Here is a 19,377-nt window from a genome sequence, read left to right on the forward strand (position 1 = left end):
GCTTTGCTCTCACAAATTCCCGCGGTACTAGAGCGCCGTGCTTCAATCAGAACTTGATGAAATGCTTGCGGTAATGCTGCAGCTCGGCGATGGACTCACGAATGTCGTCCAGGGCCAGGTGGCTGCCACCCTTCTGGAAGCTGTCACGCACTTCTGGAGCCCAGCGAGCAGCCAGCTCCTTGAGGGTGGAAACGTCCAGGTTGCGGTAGTGGAAGTAGCTTTCCAGGGACTTCATGTGGGTATAGAGAAAGCGCCGGTCCTGACAGATGCTGTTGCCACAGATCGGCGACTTGCCCTTGGGCACCCACTGTTCCAGGAAGGCGAGGGTCTGGGCTTCGGCCTCGGCCATGCTGATCTTGCTCTCGCGCACCCGCTGGGTCAGGCCCGAGCCGCCGTGCTGGCGGGTATTCCATTCGTCCATGCCAGCCAGGATCTCGTCGCTGTGATGGATCGCGATCACCGGGCCTTCGGCCAGGGTATTGAGATCACTGTCGGTAACGATGGTGGCCATTTCGATGATGACGTCGGTGTCTGGGTTCAGACCGGTCATTTCCAGATCGATCCAAATCAGGTTCTGCGAATTTTGCATAGGGGGAGCTCCTCGGCTTAGCAGCGCAGTTTAGCTTAGGCAGCCCCCTGGGCGTGCTAAACTCGCGGCCGTTTTATCTAATCGCTGCATTTCTTCATACGGAACACCCATGGCCAAACGCCAACTCAATCGTCGTCAGAACTGGCGCATCGAAAAGATCCAGGGCGAGCGCGCTGCCCGCGCAGCCAAACGCGAGTCCAGTGCGGTCGAGGCCCTGGAGGGCGGCGACCTGGGCCCTGAACAAACCGGCCTGGTGATCGCGCACTTCGGTGTGCAGGTCGAGGTCGAAGCCTGCGAAGGCGAACTGGCCGGCCAGGTGTTCCGCTGCCACTTGCGGGCCAACCTCCCAGCGCTGGTCACCGGCGACAAGGTGGTCTGGCGTGCCGGCAACCAAGGCATCGGCGTGATTGTCGCGCAATTGCCGCGCCACACCGAACTGTGCCGTCCGGACAGCCGGGGCCAACTCAAGCCCGTGGCCGCCAACGTCGACATGATCGTCATCGTGTTCGCCCCGTTGCCCGAGCCCCACGCCAACCTGATCGACCGCTACCTGGTAGCCGCCGAGCACGCCGGCATCCGCCCATTGTTGCTGCTGAACAAATTCGACCTGATCGACGAACACAACGCTCCGGCGCTGAACGCCTTGCTGTCGGTCTATCGGGACTTGGGTTACCCGGTGCTGGAAGTCTCGGCCCATCACGGCAACGGCATGGAACAATTGCAACAGCAACTGGACGGGCGCATCAGTGTGTTCGTCGGCCAGTCCGGTGTCGGCAAGTCGTCGCTGGTCAACAGCCTGCTGCCGGACGTCGAGACCCGTGTCGGGCCGTTGTCCGAGCTGTCCGGCCAGGGCACCCACACCACCACCACCGCGCGACTGTTCCACTTCCCCGGCGGCGGTGAATTGATCGACTCGCCAGGCATCCGCGAGTTTGGCCTGGGCCATGTCAGCCGGGCCGATGTGGAGGCCGGGTTCATCGAGTTCAACGAGCTGATTGGCACCTGCCGCTTCCGCGACTGCAAACACGACCGCGAGCCCGGCTGCGCCCTGCTCAAGGCCCTGGAAGAAGGCCGCGTGCATCAGCAACGGATGAACAGCTACCGCTCGATCATCGCCAGCTTGCCGGAGAGCAGTTACTGATGTGGCCCTTGCCACAATGACAAACACGCCTCATGTGAACAGTGACCCATAAAAAAGCCGACAATGCTGTCGGCTTTTTTATTGGGTCATTGCGCCGGCGGCTCGGCCGGTTTCGGCGCGGTGCCGTCGAACAGGTTCAGACGTTCGCGCAGCTCATGGGCCGGCACGGGTTGTTGGTCCGCCGGCAAGGCGTTCGGATCAACCGCAGCGCCAGGCGTCGCCGGGACTTCACCCGGTCCGCCCTGGCCCTGGGTCGGATCCGGCGCGGGGTCATCGGTTTGCGAACCTTCGATGGCTTGCTGGGCCTTCTTGGTCAACACCACGATATCGATACGCCGGTTGACCGGGTTGAACGGGTCCTTGCGATCGAATAACGCCGAGGACGCATAACCAACCACCCGCGCCACCTGCTCGTCGGGATAACTGCCGGCCACCAAGGCGCGACGGGCCGCGTTGGCGCGGTTGGCGGACAATTCCCAGTTACCGAAGTCGCCCTTACCTATGTAAGGCTTGGCATCGGTATGGCCACTGATGCTGATCTTGTTCGGCACCGCCTTGATGGTGTCGGCCATGGCCAGCAGGATGTCTTCGAAATAAGGTTTCAGGCGCGCGCTGCCGGAATCGAACATCGGCCGGTTCTCGGCGTCCATGATCTGGATGCGCAAGCCATTCGGCGTGATTTCGAACAGGATCTGGTCCTTGAATTTCTGCAGCTGCGGGTTCTCCTCGACCTTGTTCTGCAATTCCTGCAGCAACAATTCCAGGCGCTCGCGCTCGACCTGCTCGGCCATCCCCTCTACCTGTTCGGAATCGACCGTCACCTTGTCGGGCTGCGGCTGGGATTTGACTTCAGGGTTGAGGGTGTTTTCCGGCGCCAGGGTCGGCGAACCGCCCAAGTCGATGATGTACGGCGTGCCGCTTTCGGAAAAGCCGACCGGGTCCTTGAAGTAACCGGCGATGGCGATCTTCTGTTCCGGGGTCGCGGTGGACAGCAGCCACAGCACCAGGAAGAACGCCATCATCGCCGTCGCGAAGTCGGCGAAGGCGATTTTCCAGGCGCCTCCGTGATGCCCGCCCGCTATGCGCTTGACGCGCTTGATGATGATCGGCTGGTTATTTTCCATAACTTAACGACCGCGAACCGCTTGTTCCAGCTCGGCAAAGCTTGGTCGGTGCGCCGGGTACAAGACCTTGCGACCGAACTCCACCGCCAGCGAGGGTGGCATGCCCGAGGCCGAGGCCACCAGGGACGCCTTGATGGCTTCGTAGATATTGAGCTCTTCCTTGGCGTCGTGGGCCAGGGAGTGTGCCAGGGGGCCGAAGAAACCATAGGCGGCCAAAATACCGAAGAAGGTACCCACCAGTGCCGCACCCACGTGCAGGCCGATGGACTTCTGGTCGCCTTCGCCCAGGGAAGCCATGGTGACCACGATCCCCAATACCGCCGCGACGATACCGAAGCCGGGCATGGCGTCGGCAATACCGTTGACAGCGTGCGACGGGTGTTCCAGATCTTCCTTGAGGCTGTACAGCTCCATGTCGAACAGCCCCTCAAGCTCGTGCGGAGCCATGTTGCCGGACGACATGATGCGCAGGTAATCACAGATGAACGCCGTCATGCGGGCGTCCTTGAGTACCGCGGGGTACTTGGCGAAAATCGGGCTGGCGGCGGCGTCTTCGATGTCGCCTTCGATCGCCATCATGCCTTCGCGGCGGCTTTTGTTGAGGATCTCGTAGATCAGCCCCAGCACCTCGAGGTAGAAGGTGTGGTTGAAACGCGAACTGAACATGCTCAGAGACTTCTTGAGCACGTGCATCGTCATGTAGCCGGGGTTGGCCTGCAAAAATGCGCCGAGCGCCGCGCCACCAATGATCATCACCTCGAAAGGCTGGATCAACGCGGCAATCTTGCCATGGGAGAGCACGTATCCGCCGAGCACGCTCGCGAACACGACAATGATGCCGATAATTTTAGCCATAGGTAGAAAGTACTTATTTAAGTCGGGTTCAAGGTCATATTCGGAAGCTGAAAAATCTCTTCTTCTACTTATCGGCAAAACTGCGCCAGACTATAGCCAGTTCCGGCGAAAAGCCAATTTTGCCCCGTTCCGGGCGTAGATACCCTATGCGATGATCACGTCCAGCCATGACTAACGAAACGAAGGTTCCAACGCCGCGACCGACCACGCTCGAAGGCTGGGTAAAGCTGCTGGACGGCGTGCACCTACCAGTGCCCCAGGCCAGCCACGACCTGGTCTGCAAGGCCATTGCCGACAGCCGCCGCTCGTTGCGTGACATCGCCGAACTGATGCAGGACAGCCCCGCCCTGGCCCTGAGCGTCATTCGCGAGGCCAACCATCATACCCATGGCAGCCTTGCAGAACCTGCGGAAAATCTCGAAGTGGCCATCAACCGCCTCGGCCTCAAGCGTACCGAAGAACTGCTCGCTCGCCTGCCGTCGTTGCCGGGGCATGAAATCCCCATCGCCTTGCGCCAGCTGCAATTGATCAGCCAACACGCCACGCAACAGGCCAATGGCTTTTTTGCCAGCCGCCTGGCGCGGCTGTGGCAGGACATTCACTGGGGCAGCCTGCTGTTTCTTTCGCCGCTCTGGCCACTGGCCCTGACTCACCCGCGGTTGCTGGGGGAATGGGAATTGCGGGTCGTCCACAAACGCGAGCCCGCGCGCAAGGTAGAGCGCGAACTGTTCGGCGTCAGCCTGCTGAAAATCTGCCTGGCGCTGGTGGAGACCTGGCGCCTGCCGATCTGGGTGATGCAAGGTTATCGCCTGCTACTCAATGAGCGCCGCGAACTGGTGCAGGTTTTGCGCATCGCCCGGGACAGCGAGCATCCGCTGCGCCAGCAGAATCGCCTGGACGACGACCCAACCCTGCGGCGCTGGCTCAATCAACCGGCCAATACCGTGTTGCTGGCCAACGGCCTGGCCCTTTCAGCGCAACAGGCCTGGGACAGCCCCCACAGCGCCCGCTGGCAATACCTCACCAGTTTGTATCTGCAGATGCCTATGGATGAGGTCCAGCAACAGCTGCACCAACAAGCCGTCACCAGCGCACGTCATGACGCCATGCCGGACCTCTGGCATCCGGCCGCGGCGTTGCTCTGGCCCTGGGGCAGCCGTCGTATCCACCCCGGCTTGCTACCGCCTCCACCACCCAGCGCCGAGGACCTGAGCCAGTGGCGCAAGCAATGTTCGGCACTGCTGGTGGAACCGAGCCCCTTCAGCAATGCCATGCACCTGACCACCTCGGCACGGGACGTGTTGGTGGCCTGCGGCATGCGCCGGGTGATGATCCTGATGGCCGATCGCAACCAGACCAGCGTGCGCGTACACCAGACCGCCGGCCTGCCCAAAGAAGCCGCGGCCATGAGCTTTACCATCAGCCAGAGCAAAATAGTGCAGCGGTTGCTGGCCCAGCAGGCCCAGGTTCGCCTGAACCCGGACAACAACGCGCAGTTTTCGGCGCTGCTGCCACCGGGCCTGCGCAGCCTGTTCCGGGGGAGCACCTGCTGCTGCGCTCCCTGACCTGCAATGGCCGGGTGATCATGCTGGTGGCGGTGGACCAGGGCGGCGGGCCGTTCTCGGACGTGACCGTGCAAGCCTTCGGCAAAACCGTGCAATGCATCGAAAGGGCCCTGCATACCTTTACCAACCGCGGCCGCTGAACTTGCTACAATCTTTTCCCTTTGCGCCCCTGGAGACCTCACATGCCTGACTTCTCTGGCTTGCCGTTGGTGATCGAGCCGAGCGAGCTGCTGCCGCGCCTCGACGCCCGCGAACTGATTCTGGTGGACCTGACCAGCGCCGCCCGCTACGGCACCGGCCATATTCCTGGTGCACGCTTCGTCGACCCCAAGCGGACCCAGCTCGGCCAACCGCCGGCGCCAGGCCTGCTGCCGGCCAAAGCCGATCTGGAAACCCTGTTCGGCGAGCTCGGGCACAACCCGGATGCGGTCTACGTGGTCTATGACGATGAAGGCGGCGGCTGGGCCGGGCGGTTTATCTGGCTGCTGGACGTGATCGGCCACTCGAACTACCACTACCTCGACGGCGGCTTGCTGTCGTGGCTGGACGAAGGCCTGCCGGTGTCCATCGAAGTGCCTGCAACCGTCGCAGGCCCGGTCAGCCTGACGCTGCACGAAGCCCCCACCGCCACCCGCGAGTACCTGCAAAGCCGTCTCGGTGCTGCCGACCTGGCGATCTGGGATGCTCGCGGCCCGCTGGAATATTCCGGTGAGAAAGTCGTCGCAGCCCGAGGCGGGCACATTCCCGGCGCGGTCAATTTCGAATGGACTGCCGGCATGGACCCAGCGCGCAACCTGCGCATCCGCAAGGACATGGCGCAAATCCTCGAACAATTGGGCATCACGCCTGACAAAGAAATCATCACCCACTGCCAGACTCACCACCGCTCCGGCTTCACCTACCTGGTAGCCAAGGCGCTCGGTTATCCACGGGTCAAAGGCTATGCCGGTTCCTGGGGTGAATGGGGCAACCACCCCGACACACCCATCGAGCTTTGAAGGTTCTTAAGGACAGTTAATGAAAAACCGTTTGTTCATCCTCACTCAATACCTGCTGCCCCACCACCTGCTGTCGCGGTTGGCCGGCTGCATTGCCGAATGCCGCGTGCGCTGGTTCAAGAACGCCTTCACCGCGTGGTTTGCCAAGCGCTACCAAGTGGACATGTCCCAGGCACTGGTAGAAGACCTGACTGCCTACGAGCACTTCAACGCCTTCTTCACCCGTGCCCTGAAAGACGGCGCACGCCCGCTGGACGACGCCCCGGGCGCGATCCTCAGCCCCGCCGACGGTGCCGTCAGCCAGCTCGGCCCGATCGAGCACGGAAGGGTCTTCCAGGCCAAGGGCCACAGCTTCAGCGTGCTGGAACTGCTGGGCGGCGATGCGGCCAACGCGGCGCCGTTCATGGGCGGCGATTTTGCCACCATCTATCTGTCCCCCAAGGACTACCACCGCGTGCACATGCCGCTGGCCGGCACCCTGCGGGAGATGGTCTACATCCCGGGGCGGATTTTCTCGGTCAACCAGACCACCGCCGAAAACGTTCCGGAGCTGTTCGCCCGCAACGAGCGCGTGGCGTGCATTTTCGACACCGAACGCGGGCCGATGGCCGTGGTACTGGTGGGCGCGATGATCGTGGCGTCCATCGAAACCGTCTGGGCCGGACTGGTGACACCGCCCAAGCGCCAGCTGAAAACCTTTCGTTATGACGAAGCCGCCCGCGCCCCCATTCATCTGGAAAAAGGCGCCGAACTGGGGCGCTTCAAGCTGGGTTCGACAGCTATCGTGCTGTTTGGTCCGGACCAGGTGAAATGGGCCGAAGGCCTGGTGGCCGGTTCGCCAGTACAGATGGGCCAGGGCCTGGCGCTGCCCAAAGCCTGATTCATCGCCTGCCTTTTGAAGCAGGTCTGTAGTGCAAGTCTTGTGGGAGCAAGGCTTGCCCGCGAAGAACGATAGCGCGGTCTAAAAAATCGCGGTGCCTGCATCGCGAGCAAGCTTTGCTCCCACAACACATTCAGGGCAACACACCTGCCTGTCAGCTGCTAGAGTTGGAAACAACACGTTTATTTCCCGCCGGAGCCCGTACACGGCATGAATGAGACCAGCCCTCTCCAGCTATTGCGCGTCCTGACCCCGACACAATCACGCCTGTCGTTCTGCGATGCTACGCCACGGGACCTCAAGCGCTGGATCGCCAACCTGCCCAAGGCCAACATCGGCGAAACCGCCCGCCTGTTGTACCAAGCCCTTGGTGAACTCAACCAACTGCTCACGCCCAGCGACAATCGCCTGCAACTGCTCGAGCTGCTGCGGCCCGAGGTGTATTACGTCTGCAAGCACCTGGAGCGGCACTTCCTGCAACAGGCCATCGTGCTGGATGATCGCTCGCGCAAGATCGTCAACCTGTGCCAGGCCCTGCAAACCCAGCTGGCGATGGGCTACAAACAGATCGTGGCGCGGATCGCGTCGAAATACACCAAGGACCGGGCCCGCCTGCTGAGCACCGCGCTGCAACGGGCGATGCATGCCCTCAACGGCCCGCTGCTGCGTGCCAGCCAGCTGTACAGCCCAGTGCCTGAAGGGCTGTGGCTCGATTTGCATCAGTTGCACCAGATCGCTTGCCAGCACCGGCTGCAGCACCTGAGCGTGAGTGACGAACTGGCGAGCCAGGTTCATCAATTGAACCCCGAACAGACCTATGTCGTTGCGCTGTTGCTGGGAGCCTCACGCAGCAATCAACTGCGCCAGAGCCAGATCGGGCGGCTGACCGAAGCGCTCGAAACCTGGAGCCAGTGGGTCAAGCTGGACCCCGCCACTACCGCTACCAGCCTGTTCGCAGTCGCTGCGCAGTTGGATGTCGGGCCACGCTACCGCTCCAAATTCCGCGCCGAACAGCAGCCGACCTTGCAGGGGTTTGATCCACAACCCCTGGTGCATGCAATCGCCACTCACCTGGAACAACCCGCCGACAACAGCCTGCCAGTTCCTGGCGGCATGAGCGTCGACACCTTGCATCACCTGCAAGCGGCCTGGGGCGAAGCGGCCGAACGCAGCTTCCAGCGCACCGAGGGCAACGGCACGCTGACGTTGTGCGTGGGCATGAGTGCGCTGCACTATTACCTCGGCGGCGAGCGCTCTTTCAGCGAGATCCTGAAGTGCTCTGGTACGCGCAAGGCGCGGTTCGAAGCCTCGCCAACCACGACCAACGACACCTGGAAGCAGGCTTTCGACGCTGCCCCGAGCGGCGACAGCGACCTGTTGCCCTATGAGGAAATCGAGTATCCGGTCAACCCAACCGATGACGATGGCACCAACTCCGACAACCAGCACCACTTCCCCACCTACGACCTGCCGATCATCAACCACAGCCCTGGCGGCTATTGCCTCGGCTGGCCCAATGAAGTGCCGGAACAACTGCAAGCCGGGGAAATGATCGGCATTCGGGACTCCAGCGACCAAGCCTGGAGCGTTGCCGTGGTGCGCTGGATCCGGCAAGTACGCAACGGCGCCATGCAAATGGGCATCGAACTGGTCGCACCGCATGCCCAGCCTTGCGGGCTGCAACTGGTCCGGGAGCCGAACGAACACGGCCATTACCTGCGAGGATTGTTGCTGCCGGAGATCAGTGCGATTGACCTGCCCCCGACCATGATCGCCCCCGCCTGCCGTTCCAGGAGGGCCAGCAAGTACTGATCAATACCAACGGACAGGAGCGCCGCGCAGGCCTGGACCGCCGAGTGACCAGCACCCACAGTTTCAATCAGTTTTCCTATCACCCGGAAGACTCATCCCAGACCGCGGATGACGGTGACCAAGAGGGGAATTTTGATTCGTTGTGGAAGTCGCTTTAAAGCCAGCCACATAACCTCTGTGGTGAGGGCGCTTGCTCCCTCACCACAGAGCGATGTACAGGCTCAGAGCTGCCCGTCACGATCCCTGAAGCCCAGCAGGTACAACACCCCATCCAACCCCAGGGTTGAAATCGCCTGCCTGGCCGACTGCTTGACCAACGGCTTGGCCCGAAATGCCACGCCCAGGCCGGCGATTGCCAGCATCGGCAAGTCGTTGGCGCCGTCACCCACGGCGATGGTCTGCTCCAGGCGCAGGCCTTCCTTCTCGGCCAGTTCACGCAGCAGATCGGCCTTGCGCTGGGCATCGACGATCGGCTCGACGGCAACGCCAGTCACCTTGCCATCCACCACTTCCAGTTCGTTGGCGAACACGTAGTCGATGCCGAGCTTGGCCTGCAACTGCTTGGCGAAGTAGGTGAAGCCGCCGGACAGGATGGCGGTCTTGTAGCCCAGGCGCTTGAGTTCGGCGAACAGCGTCTCGGCGCCTTCGGTCAGGCGCAGGGAAGCGCCAATGGAATCCAGCACGCTGACGTCCAGGCCCTTGAGCAGCGCCAGACGCTCCTTGAAACTGGCACGGAAATCCAATTCGCCAGCCATGGCTCGCTCGGTAATGGCCGAGACCTTGTCGCCCACGCCGGCCGCCTTGGCCAGTTCATCGATGACTTCGGCTTCGATCAGCGTCGAGTCCATGTCGAACACCGCCAGGCGGCGATTACGGCGGAACAGCGAATCTTCCTGGAAGGCGATATCGACGTTCAGTTCCTGGGCCACGCTGAGGAACTCGGCACGTAACGCCTGGGGATCGGCCGGCTCACCGCGCACCGAAAACTCGATGCAGCCCTTGCCCTTGTCGTCCGGGGTATCCAGCGGCATGCGCCCGGACAGTCGGTCGATGTGGTCGATGTTCAGGTCATATTTGGCGGTGATCGAGCTGACGCGCTGCAACTGCTCGGCGGTAACCTTGCGGGTCAACAAGGTAACGATGTGGCGCTTCTTGCCCTGGCCGGCCACCCAATGCCGGTAATCGTCCTCGGACACCGGGGTGAAGCGCACCTGTTGGTCGAGCTTGTAGGCAGTGAACAGGATGTCCTTGAGCACCGATTTGCCTTGTTCGGCGTCCGGAATTTCAACCAGGATGCCGAATGACAGCGTGTCGTGGATCACCGCCTGACCGATGTCGAGAATGTTCACACCACCCTGGGCCAGAACGCCGGTAATGGCCGCAGTCAGACCCGGACGGTCGCTGCCAGTGATGTTTATCAGGACGATTTCGCGCAAGGCGCACCCCCGCAGGTGGAAAAAAACCGCATTCTACCCACATTCAGTGACCATCGGGCACCGCCAGTGCTTTGCCGGTCATGGGGCTGTCGCTATACTGCGCGTCAATTTCACGGACAAAGAGCCGAGCTCAGTGAACCGGCCCACGCCAGTCAAAACCGACAACTTCTTCCTGCTGATCTTCCGTGCACTGCGCCATCGTCGCGTGCCGATTGCATTGCGCATCGCCAGCCATAACGTGATCCTGGTCGCCCTGGCCCTGGTTATCTATGCCTGCGTGATGGGTTTGCAATTCAAGCAGGCGATGCACGAGCAGGCCGATGCCCTGGGTGAAAGCCTGACCACCCAGACCGCCACGTCCGCCACCGAGCTGCTGGTGTCCAACGACATCCTCAGCCTCAATGTGCTGCTCAACAACCTGACCAAGAACAAGCTGGTGGCCCACGCCGCCATCTACAGCGTGGACAACCGCATCCTCGCCGAGGCCGGCCAGCGTCCCAAGCCGGGCCTGCTGGGCGAGTCCGGCGGCATGTACCAGAGCAAGATCACCTTCCAGGACGTGACCGCCGGGCAACTGCGCATCAGCCTGGACATGGATCAATTCCAGCAACCGATGACCATCAGCCTGCAAAGCATGGGCATCCTCAGCGCGATCCTGCTGGCGCTGGCATTGGCCTTGAGCCTGCGTCTGGGCCGACACATCTCCACGCCGCTGCTGCAATTGCGCGTCTGGCTGCGGGACATCGACGAGCACACCCCGGCCACCCAGCGCCAGGACGAAATCGGCGACCTGGCGCGGCAACTGCACGCCAGCTTCGCGCCGGAACCTGAGCCCGTGCCGGAACCTGAAGACATCGACTACGTGGACGACGACGATGCCGAGCCGGGCTTCGAAGTGCGCAACCTGCGCGACCCTGGCTTCGATGAAAGCCAGCCAATGCCTGCTTCCAAACCGGCTCCACGCCACGTGGTACGCACGGTAGAGGACGAGGAAGACGACGACGCGTTCGCCGATCTGCGGGACGAATCAGTCGATGGAGCACCTCAACCGGTCGCCAGGCCAGTCGCCTCGAACCTGCCCCGGCACAGCGCCGTACTGGCCGTGCAACTGGGCGCCCAGGACCAACTGCGCCGCCTGCCCCAGGCGCGCCTGAAGGAATTGCTCGAGCGCTACCGCGACTGCCTCGACCAGGCCGCATCGCTCTATCAGGGCGAACTGCACACCCTGAACGATGGCAGCACGCTGATGCTGTTCCACACCGAAGACAGCGGTGACGACTACCTGACCAACGCCATTTGCTGCGGTGAGTTGCTGCGCGCCTTGGGCCACCAGTTGCAGATCGAAGTCGCCGACAGCGGCATCACCCTGCAACTGCAACTGGGCCTGACCTTGGGCGACGGCTTGTTCGGCCTGAGCCAGATCGACCTGCTGCTGACCGAAACCGCCCAGGACGCCCTGGCGCTGTCGCAACACAGCCGCAATCTGCTGCTGGTGGAGCGCAAGATCAACGACGACGCCCTGATCCGCCAACGCGCCCGCATCCGCCCCATCGCCAGCCCCGAAGGCGCGTGCTGCGTGGAGCGGCTGATGGAGCCTTATCCGTCAATGCTGGAGCGGCAACTGGCGCGGATGCATGAGCGCCAGGCCTGAGTCCCGGTACTTAAAATAACGAAGCCCGCAGATGAGTGATTATCTGCGGGCTTTTTTGTTGCCGTCACTGGCCCCATCGCGAGCAAGCTCGCTCCCACAGGGGATCTCTGCATAGCCGCAGACCCAGTGTGGGAGCGAGCTTGCTTGCGATGGCGTCAGGACAGACAGCGAAAAACCAGCGTCCATCCGACCCACTTTAGCTATCAGGCTCAAACGAATACTCAAATGACACTTGCGCCGGCTCACCATGGCCAGCCACGTAGCTGCCAGTCCCACTCAAATTGACCAGACCCCCAGTACCGGCGCCCTCTACGACATTCCACGTACTGCGTGCCTTACCTTCGGAGAATGACCCCGAATGCTGGGCAACAAATGTTCCGTGCTTACCTGCCACCACCGCACAAACCCGCTCAAAACCCACAAAGCACACTGTGCCGTCAGCGCTATAGGACATCAGGTATTCGACGCTACTGGTGCCCTCGATAGCGCCGGAATAGGACTGCGTGATTTTGGCATGCGAGAGTTTTGGAGCGTCTTCAAGAGTTTGAGTCGGTTTCTCATCCCAGCCCGTGATCTGAAATGTGCAACTTGCAGTTGTTTTCATGGAATTAACTCGTCCTTGTCGTTATTGGGGGGAGGCCTGATGCGCCGGGCCCTCATCTTGCCTGACCGCTTCCAGGAAATAAGAACCCAGGCGTTACAGAAACAACAAAGCCCGCATTGATGCGGGCTTTGTCTTGTAATTCAGTCCTGGCGTCAGAACCTGAACACTTCCATGTCCGTACGAATCGGCAAGGCCATGGGAATCTTGTCCTTTTCCTTTTCCACCGGCTTGGCCGCGGCAGGAGCAGACTTACGTGGAACCTCTGCGATAGGAGGCTGGTTGGCCAGGGGCTTGAGCGACACGGACAGTTGCTCGGCCAGGCGCTGCAGAAGCACGCCTTGGGCCTGGACCTGTGCCGCCGTGGTGCCAGCATGTTGCTCTTGCAGATGAACGATACGGTTCTCACGCACCTTGCCACGACGGTCGATCAACCGCCATTGGGCATCGAGCACTGCCGGTTGGGCTTTACCCGAATCCAGGCGAGTAATCGACAGCAGTACCTGCACATCCGGGGCAAAGCCCTGAGTCGCAGGTGCCAGTACGACACGCTGGCTGTCCAGGTGCCCGGCGACCTGACGCAACAGCAATTGGTCGATGTCGGAAGACAGGCTGCCAGCCCAACGCCCGTCGGTGGCGGCCTGCAGGCTGCCGTCCGGTTGGCGTTGCAATAAGGTTTCGCGTTGCAGGTAGTCAGCGATCAGGACCGGCCCCAGCAATACAGCCATGCCTGTGCTTTGCGCAGGCTGGGCCGGAGTTCCGCTGTCCAATTGGTACAGCGACACCGGCTGGTTCATGCTGCAACCCGCCAGGCCAAGCAGGCCGGCGAGCCACAAAATAGGAAGGCGCAGAGCAGTCATCGTTCCGTCCAGGTGGCAGCCACAAGGCTTGCCACAGTGAAAAAATACTCGGTCATTATAAAGAACGCCCGGCCACGCCGACGCTTTAAAGGGCCTATCATCCGTGAATATGCGCGCCGACTCCAGCGCGAAAGTATCGATCTGCGGCATTTAATCGCAGACCGAGCCCTCTAGTACGCCTAATTGAGGTTTTCGACGAACAGCGCATCGACTCGCTGAAATCCCCTTGGAAGCTTGTTGCCCCGCCGACCGCGCTCACCCTTGTAATGCTCAAGATCGTCCGCCTTCAACGAAAGCGTGCGCTTGCCTGCCTGGAGCACAAGCGTGGCGCCTTCCGGCAACACTGCAATATCCGTGACATATTCCTCACGGCTGGCGACCCGTTCGCCGGAAATACCAATAATCTTGTTGCCCTTGCCTTTACCCAGCTGTGGCAGGTCGCTGATCTTGAACACCAGCAACCGGCCTTCGGTGGTAACCGACGCCAGCCAATTGCTCTCCCGATCGGCCACCGGCCGCGGCGCAATCACCTTGGCGTTGTTCGGCAGGCTCAACAACGCCTTGCCCGCCTTGTTCTTGGCTTGCAGATCCTCACCCTTGACCACGAACCCGTAACCCGCGTCCGATGCTATTACGTACAGCCCATCATCATCTGGCATCAGCACGCATTCAAAAGTTGCACCCGGTGGTGGCGTTAAACGACCGGTCAGCGGTTCGCCCTGGCCGCGAGCCGATGGCAGGGTATGCGCCGGCACCGAATAACTGCGTCCGGTTGAGTCGACGAACACCGCAAATTGGTTGGAACGCCCGGCCGCCAGGGCCTTAAAGCCGTCCCCGGCCTTGTAGGAAAGCCCCGTCGCGTCAATATCATGACCCTTGGCGGAGCGCACCCAGCCTTTTTCTGACAGCACGACAGTCACTTTCTCGTTCGGCAACAGATCGTGTTCGGTCAGCGCCTTGGCTTCGGCACGCTCGACGATGGGTGAGCGACGGTCGTCGCCGTAGGTTTCGGCGTCCTTGATCAGCTCGGTACGCACCAGCTTCTTGAGCTTGGTTTCGCTGCCCAGCAAGGCCTGCAGCTTGGCCTGCTCCTTGAGCAACTCATCCTGTTCGGCGCGCAGCTTCATCTCTTCCAACCGCGCCAACTGCCGCAGGCGAGTGTCGAGGATATAATCGGCCTGGATTTCACTCAGGGCAAAACGCGCGATCAGGCTGGCCTTGGGGTGCTCCTCGGTGCGGATGATGTGAATCACTTCGTCCAGGTTGAGGTAGGCGATCAGCAAACCGTCCAACAGGTGCAGGCGGCGCTCGACCTTGTCCAGACGGAACTGCAGGCGCCGACGCACCGTTTTGACCCGAAATTCCAGCCATTCCACCAACAATGCCCGCAGGTTTTTCAACTGCGGCTTGCCGTCCAGGCCGATGATGTTGATGTTGACCCGGTAGCTGGACTCCAAGTCGGTGCTGGCGAACAGGTGCTGCATCAGCGCGTCGTGGTCGACTCGGCTGTTGACCGGGATAATCACGATGCGGCATGGGTTTTCGTGGTCGGATTCGTCGCGCAAGTCAGCCACTTGCGGCGCTTTCGACGGTTTTGCCTGCATCATCGCGGCAATTTGCTCCAACACCTTGGCCCCGGAGACCTGATGCGGCAGCGCCGTGACAATGATGTCGCCGTCTTCGATGTGGTACACCGCACGCATGCGCACCGAACCGCGACCGGTTTCGTAGATTTTCAGCAGGTCGGCACGCGGTGTGATGATTTCCGCTTCGGTCGGATAGTCCGGGCCCTGGATGTGTTCGCAGAGTTGTTCCACCGTGGCTTTTGGCTCGTCCAGCAGACGCACGCACGCCGTGGCCACTTCCCGCAGGTTGTGGGGCGGTACGTCGGTGGCCATGCCGACGGCGATGCCGGTGGTGCCATTGAGCAGGATATTGGGCAAACGCGCCGGCAACACCAGGGGTTCATCGAGGGTGCCGTCGAAGTTCGGCCCCCAGTCCGCCGTGCCCTGGCCCAGCTCGCTGAGCAGCACTTCGGAATAACGCGACAACCGCGCCTCGGTGTAACGCATGGCCGCGAAAGACTTGGGATCGTCCGGCGCACCCCAGTTGCCCTGCCCGTCCACCAGGGTGTAGCGGTAGCTGAATGGCTGGGCCATCAACACCATGGCTTCATAACAGGCCGAGTCGCCGTGGGGGTGGAACTTACCGAGCACGTCACCGACGGTACGCGCCGATTTCTTGTGCTTGGAGTCCGCATCCAGCCCCAGTTCACTCATGGCATAGATGATCCGCCGCTGAACCGGCTTCAAACCATCGCCGATGTGCGGCAAGGCGCGATCCATGATCACGTACATGGAGTAATTGAGGTAGGCACTTTCGGTGAAGTCAGCCAGCGATCGGCGTTCTACGCCGTCTAAGCTGTCTGCAAGAATGTCGCTCATGCGGGCCTCATCAGTTCGTTGTCTGGCGCAGCAGCATGGTGCCGTCGCGCTGGGTAAATTCAAGTTTGTTCAGGGCGCTCATGCCCAGCAGCACTTGCGTGCCACCCAGGCCTGGCGCCACCAGGGCACGGACATCGCGCAATACGATGTCACCCAATTGCAGCCGGTCGATGCGGGTGCGATAGCCCTCGCTCAAACCGTTGGCGGTACTCAACGTCACACCGAAACCTTTTTCCAGCTTGAGGTGCTCAGCCAACTCCACTGGAATCGCCACGTCCGTGGCACCGGTGTCGAGCATGAAATCCACCGGCTGGCCGTTGATCTGGCCGCTGGCGACGAAATGCCCCTGCTGATTGCCGACCAGCTTCACCTCGATAAAACCTTCGCCTTTTTGCGAATACACCTGGGTATTGGGATTTTGCTGGCGCTGCTCCCATTGAGCAAAAAACCGCGTCGCCAGAAACAGCGCGGCGCACCAGCCCAGGATCATCAGCACCCGGCCGGCGCGCTTTCCCGGCGGCTGACTCATGGCGAGGCGCCCCAGCCACCGTCCGGCGCGGCGAAGCGCCAGATGATCGGCCGCGTTTCGCCGTCGGCGCGGGCACCGTCGTTGTTGTCCAGGCCGACCCAGGCACCTTCGGCGTCCACCACCAGCGCTTCGGCCAACCCATAGGCCTGCGGGTAACGGCGATTGTCCTGCAGCGCCTCGGCGGCGAACGACCAGCAGTGCTCCACTTGGACGGTCTGCGGGTCACGCCGACAGATCTGAAAGGCGTTGCGCTCCAGGGTAAACAGCTTGCCATTGAACAATGACAGATCAGCGAAGTCCCGCGAAACCGCCTTGGCCTTGGGGAACTGCGCCGGCTGCATCTCCAGACCCGCCTCGCTCAGCAACACGCAATTGCCATCGCAGTCCCACACCGTTTGCTGGCGCTTGACCAGCAAAAGACCGCGACGCTCGCGCTCGGCAGCCAACCACAGCTGGTCACCGGCCGGGTTGATCGCCAAGCCCTCGAACAGCGCATTGAAATGCAGCAACATGCCACTGGCGCGGGCCTGTCGGATCATTGTTGGTGCAATTTTCAACCAGGACGCCGGCCCCGCAGGCGGTACCTGCAACACGGCGGCTTGGGATTCGCTGACCACATAGCGATTGCCAGCGCTGTCGCAGCTGATACCTTCGAAATCCAGCTCGCCACCGCGCAGGAACGACGCTGCCCAGGTTCGGGACTTCAAGCCCCAGGGCAAACCACTGTCGGGAACCTGCGGCACCTCGATTTCAACCACCTCGGCCTGCCAGACCGGCGCCTCTGAGGGTGCGAGGCGATAGAGCCGGTCATCGTCGCGATCGGACACCGTCCACATCTCGCCGCCGCACAGCGCCAGCCCGGACAGGTTGCCACCGCGCATGCCATCGACGACGTGCTCGGACAACAGCTTCAGTTCCGGCGCAGGCCCTGCGACTACCACCCCCGCCCACAGCAACAACGCCAGGGCGAAACCGTTGCGCATCAGCCCACCACCTCGGCCAGGTCACCTTTGGATTCAAGCCAGGACTTGCGGTCGCCGGCGCGCTTCTTCGCCAGCAACATGTCCATCATTTCCGAGGTCGCTTCGAAATCATCCAAGGTCAACTGCACCAGACGGCGAGTGTTTGGATCCATGGTGGTTTCGCGCAGTTGCGGCGGGTTCATCTCGCCCAGGCCCTTGAATCGGGTGACCTGCGGCTTGCCGCGCTTCTTCTCGGCCACCAGGCGATCGAGGATGCCGTCGCGCTCGGCGTCGTCGAGGGCGTAGTAAATGTCCTTACCCAGGTCGATGCGGTACAGCGGCGGCATCGCCACGTAGACGTGGCCGGCATCCACCAGCGGGCGGAAATGCTGGACGAACAAGGCGCAGAGCAACGTGGCGATGTGCAAGCCGTCGGAGTCGGCGTCGGCGAGGATGCAGATCTTGCCGTAGCGCAGCTGGCTCATGTCAGCGGCGCCCGGATCGACGCCGATGGCCACCGCGATGTTATGCACTTCCTGGCTGGCCAGCACTTCGCTGCCGTCCACTTCCCAGGTGTTGAGGATCTTGCCCCGCAGTGGCAGGATCGCCTGGAACTCCTTGTCCCGCGCCTGCTTGGCCGAACCACCGGCGGAGTCACCTTCCACCAAAAACAGCTCGGAACGCATCGGGTCCTGCCCGGCGCAATCGGCGAGCTTGCCCGGCAAGGCCGGCCCTTGGGTGATACGTTTGCGCTCGACTTTCTTGCTGGCCTTGAGACGGCGACCGGCGTTGTTGATTGCCAGCTCCGCCAGGGCCAGGCCGGTTTCCGGGTTGGCGTTGAGCCACAGGCTGAACGCGTCCTTGACCACCCCGGAAACAAACGCCGCCGCCTCGCGGGACGACAGGCGCTCCTTGGTCTGGCCGGAGAACTGCGGCTCCTGCATCTTCATCGACAGCACGAAGGCAATGCGTTCCCAGACGTCTTCCGGCGCCAACTTCACGCCACGGGGCAGCAGGTTGCGGAACTCGCAGAACTCGCGCATCGCATCGAGCAAACCCTGGCGCAACCCGTTGACGTGGGTACCGCCCTGGGCCGTGGGAATCAGGTTGACGTAGCTTTCCTGAACGCTTTCGCCCCCTTCGGGCAGCCACAACAGCGCCCAGTCCACGGCTTCCTTGTTACCGGCCAGGCTGCCGCAGAACGGCTCGTCAGGCAGGCGCTCAAAACCGTTGACCGCGTCTACCAGGTAAGAACGCAGGCCGTCTTCGTAATGCCACTCGACTTTCTCGCCGGTGGCCTTGTCCTCGAAACTGACCAGCAGACCCGGGCACAACACAGCCTTGGCCTTGAGCACATGCTTGAGGCGGCTGACGGAGAATTTCGGCGAATCGAAATACTTCGGGTCCGGGGCGAAATACACACTGGTCCCGGTGTTGCGCTTGCCGACGGTACCGATCACTTCCAGCTCAGTGGCCTTGTAGCCGTCGGCGAAGGTCATCTGGTATTCGTTGCCATCGCGCTTGACCCGCACCCGCACCTGGGTCGACAAGGCGTTGACCACGGAAATACCCACCCCGTGCAGACCGCCGGAGAACTGGTAGTTCTTGTTGGAAAACTTGCCGCCGGCGTGGAGCTTGGTGAGGATCAGCTCGACGCCCGACACGCCTTCTTCGGGGTGAATGTCCACCGGCATGCCGCGGCCATCATCGCTGACTTCCAGCGAGTGATCGGCGTGCAGGATGACCTGCACCGAACGGGCGTGCCCGGCCAAGGCTTCGTCGACACTGTTGTCGATGACTTCCTGAGCAAGGTGGTTCGGCCGACTGGTATCGGTGTACATGCCGGGGCGCTTGCGCACCGGGTCGAGGCCCGAGAGGACTTCGATGGCGTCTGCGTTATAGGAGCTAGCGCTGGGAGTGGCCATGGGGT

14 protein-coding genes and 2 pseudogenes are annotated in these 19,377 nt (G+C 61.9%); 6 read left to right on the plus strand and 10 right to left on the minus strand.

Annotated features, from left to right (window positions below; genetic code table 11):
* Positions 1 to 46: 46 nt before the first annotated feature.
* Positions 47 to 589: an oligoribonuclease gene (orn, locus tag KI237_RS26920; RefSeq protein WP_212797773.1), complete on the minus strand. Its 543-nt coding sequence runs from the start codon at positions 587 to 589 to the stop codon at positions 47 to 49.
* A gap of 109 nt (positions 590 to 698) precedes the next feature.
* Between orn and rsgA the strand changes: the two genes are divergently transcribed.
* Positions 699 to 1,730, plus strand: coding sequence for a small ribosomal subunit biogenesis GTPase RsgA (gene rsgA / locus KI237_RS26925; RefSeq protein WP_212797774.1), 1,032 nt, complete (start codon positions 699 to 701; stop codon positions 1,728 to 1,730).
* Positions 1,731 to 1,816: 86 nt separating this feature from the next.
* On the opposite strand, the gene motB is transcribed toward rsgA, so the two are convergent.
* Both motB and motA read right to left on the minus strand, forming a co-directional pair.
* Positions 1,817 to 2,854 (minus strand): flagellar motor protein MotB, encoded by a 1,038-nt coding sequence (gene motB / locus KI237_RS26930; RefSeq protein ID WP_212797775.1) that lies wholly within the window; start codon positions 2,852 to 2,854, stop codon positions 1,817 to 1,819.
* A 3-nt stretch (positions 2,855 to 2,857) separates the two neighbouring features.
* Positions 2,858 to 3,709 (minus strand): flagellar motor stator protein MotA, encoded by an 852-nt coding sequence (gene motA, locus KI237_RS26935; RefSeq protein ID WP_212797776.1) that lies wholly within the window; start codon positions 3,707 to 3,709, stop codon positions 2,858 to 2,860.
* Positions 3,710 to 3,876: 167 nt separating this feature from the next.
* Here motA and KI237_RS26940 point away from each other — a divergent pair.
* From KI237_RS26940 to KI237_RS26955, 4 genes and pseudogenes are all read left to right on the plus strand, one after another.
* Positions 3,877 to 5,414: pseudogene (locus KI237_RS26940) on the plus strand (HDOD domain-containing protein).
* A 42-nt stretch (positions 5,415 to 5,456) separates the two neighbouring features.
* Positions 5,457 to 6,272, plus strand: a complete 816-nt coding sequence (locus tag KI237_RS26945; RefSeq protein WP_212797777.1) for a rhodanese-like domain-containing protein — start codon at positions 5,457 to 5,459, stop codon at positions 6,270 to 6,272.
* 19 nt (positions 6,273 to 6,291) lie between these two features.
* The gene (gene asd, locus KI237_RS26950) at positions 6,292 to 7,152 is read left to right on the plus strand and encodes an archaetidylserine decarboxylase (RefSeq protein ID WP_057448249.1); all 861 of its coding nucleotides are present in this window, start codon (positions 6,292 to 6,294) and stop codon (positions 7,150 to 7,152) included.
* A 210-nt stretch (positions 7,153 to 7,362) separates the two neighbouring features.
* Positions 7,363 to 9,122, plus strand: a pseudogene (locus KI237_RS26955) (cyclic-di-GMP receptor FimW-related protein).
* A 63-nt stretch (positions 9,123 to 9,185) separates the two neighbouring features.
* Here the strand turns inward: KI237_RS26955 and serB are convergent.
* The gene (serB, locus tag KI237_RS26960; RefSeq protein ID WP_003197189.1) at positions 9,186 to 10,400 is read right to left on the minus strand and encodes a phosphoserine phosphatase SerB; all 1,215 of its coding nucleotides are present in this window, start codon (positions 10,398 to 10,400) and stop codon (positions 9,186 to 9,188) included.
* Positions 10,401 to 10,533: 133 nt separating this feature from the next.
* Between serB and KI237_RS26965 the strand changes: the two genes are divergently transcribed.
* Complete coding sequence (locus KI237_RS26965) at positions 10,534 to 12,051, plus strand: AhpA/YtjB family protein (protein WP_212797778.1); 1,518 nt, start codon at positions 10,534 to 10,536, stop codon at positions 12,049 to 12,051.
* Between the two features lie 196 nt (positions 12,052 to 12,247).
* On the opposite strand, the gene KI237_RS26970 is transcribed toward KI237_RS26965, so the two are convergent.
* The 6 genes from KI237_RS26970 to parE form a co-directional block, all read right to left on the minus strand.
* The gene (locus KI237_RS26970; protein ID WP_212797779.1) at positions 12,248 to 12,655 is read right to left on the minus strand and encodes a DUF3224 domain-containing protein; all 408 of its coding nucleotides are present in this window, start codon (positions 12,653 to 12,655) and stop codon (positions 12,248 to 12,250) included.
* Between the two features lie 152 nt (positions 12,656 to 12,807).
* Positions 12,808 to 13,512 carry a PqiC family protein gene (locus KI237_RS26975; RefSeq protein WP_212797780.1) on the minus strand — a complete coding sequence of 235 codons (705 nt, stop codon included), beginning with the start codon at positions 13,510 to 13,512 and terminating at the stop codon, positions 12,808 to 12,810.
* A 179-nt stretch (positions 13,513 to 13,691) separates the two neighbouring features.
* Positions 13,692 to 15,956, minus strand: coding sequence for a DNA topoisomerase IV subunit A (gene parC / locus KI237_RS26980; RefSeq protein WP_212797781.1), 2,265 nt, complete (start codon positions 15,954 to 15,956; stop codon positions 13,692 to 13,694).
* A 10-nt stretch (positions 15,957 to 15,966) separates the two neighbouring features.
* Positions 15,967 to 16,485, minus strand: a complete 519-nt coding sequence (locus tag KI237_RS26985) for a retropepsin-like aspartic protease family protein (RefSeq protein ID WP_212797782.1) — start codon at positions 16,483 to 16,485, stop codon at positions 15,967 to 15,969.
* Positions 16,482 to 17,468, minus strand: coding sequence for an esterase-like activity of phytase family protein (locus tag KI237_RS26990; protein ID WP_212797783.1), 987 nt, complete (start codon positions 17,466 to 17,468; stop codon positions 16,482 to 16,484). The genes KI237_RS26985 and KI237_RS26990 overlap by 4 nt, the downstream gene beginning before the upstream one ends.
* Positions 17,468 to 19,372 carry a DNA topoisomerase IV subunit B gene (gene parE, locus KI237_RS26995; RefSeq protein WP_212797784.1) on the minus strand — a complete coding sequence of 635 codons (1,905 nt, stop codon included), beginning with the start codon at positions 19,370 to 19,372 and terminating at the stop codon, positions 17,468 to 17,470. The genes KI237_RS26990 and parE overlap by 1 nt, the downstream gene beginning before the upstream one ends.
* Positions 19,373 to 19,377 lie beyond the last annotated feature (5 nt).

Origin of the sequence: Pseudomonas sp. St316 (genome assembly GCF_018325905.1) — a bacterium.
Lineage (GTDB): Bacteria > Pseudomonadota > Gammaproteobacteria > Pseudomonadales > Pseudomonadaceae > Aquipseudomonas.

What these genes read in the sequence shown, in the direction of transcription:
- rsgA (WP_212797774.1), top strand. Translation starts at nt 699, where the DNA reads ATGGCCAAACGCCAACTCAATCGTCGTCAGAACTGGCGCATCGAAAAG.
- motB (WP_212797775.1), bottom strand. Translation starts at nt 2,854, where the DNA reads ATGGAAAATAACCAGCCGATCATCATCAAGCGCGTCAAGCGCATAGCG.
- KI237_RS26970 (WP_212797779.1), bottom strand. Translation starts at nt 12,655, where the DNA reads ATGAAAACAACTGCAAGTTGCACATTTCAGATCACGGGCTGGGATGAG.
- parC (WP_212797781.1), bottom strand. Translation starts at nt 15,956, where the DNA reads ATGAGCGACATTCTTGCAGACAGCTTAGACGGCGTAGAACGCCGATCG.
- KI237_RS26975 (WP_212797780.1), bottom strand. Translation starts at nt 13,512, where the DNA reads ATGACTGCTCTGCGCCTTCCTATTTTGTGGCTCGCCGGCCTGCTTGGC.
- KI237_RS26985 (WP_212797782.1), bottom strand. Translation starts at nt 16,485, where the DNA reads ATGAGTCAGCCGCCGGGAAAGCGCGCCGGCCGGGTGCTGATGATCCTG.
- KI237_RS26990 (WP_212797783.1), bottom strand. Translation starts at nt 17,468, where the DNA reads ATGCGCAACGGTTTCGCCCTGGCGTTGTTGCTGTGGGCGGGGGTGGTA.
- asd (WP_057448249.1), top strand. Translation starts at nt 6,292, where the DNA reads ATGAAAAACCGTTTGTTCATCCTCACTCAATACCTGCTGCCCCACCAC.
- orn (WP_212797773.1), bottom strand. Translation starts at nt 589, where the DNA reads ATGCAAAATTCGCAGAACCTGATTTGGATCGATCTGGAAATGACCGGT.
- motA (WP_212797776.1), bottom strand. Translation starts at nt 3,709, where the DNA reads ATGGCTAAAATTATCGGCATCATTGTCGTGTTCGCGAGCGTGCTCGGC.
- parE (WP_212797784.1), bottom strand. Translation starts at nt 19,372, where the DNA reads ATGGCCACTCCCAGCGCTAGCTCCTATAACGCAGACGCCATCGAAGTC.
- KI237_RS26945 (WP_212797777.1), top strand. Translation starts at nt 5,457, where the DNA reads ATGCCTGACTTCTCTGGCTTGCCGTTGGTGATCGAGCCGAGCGAGCTG.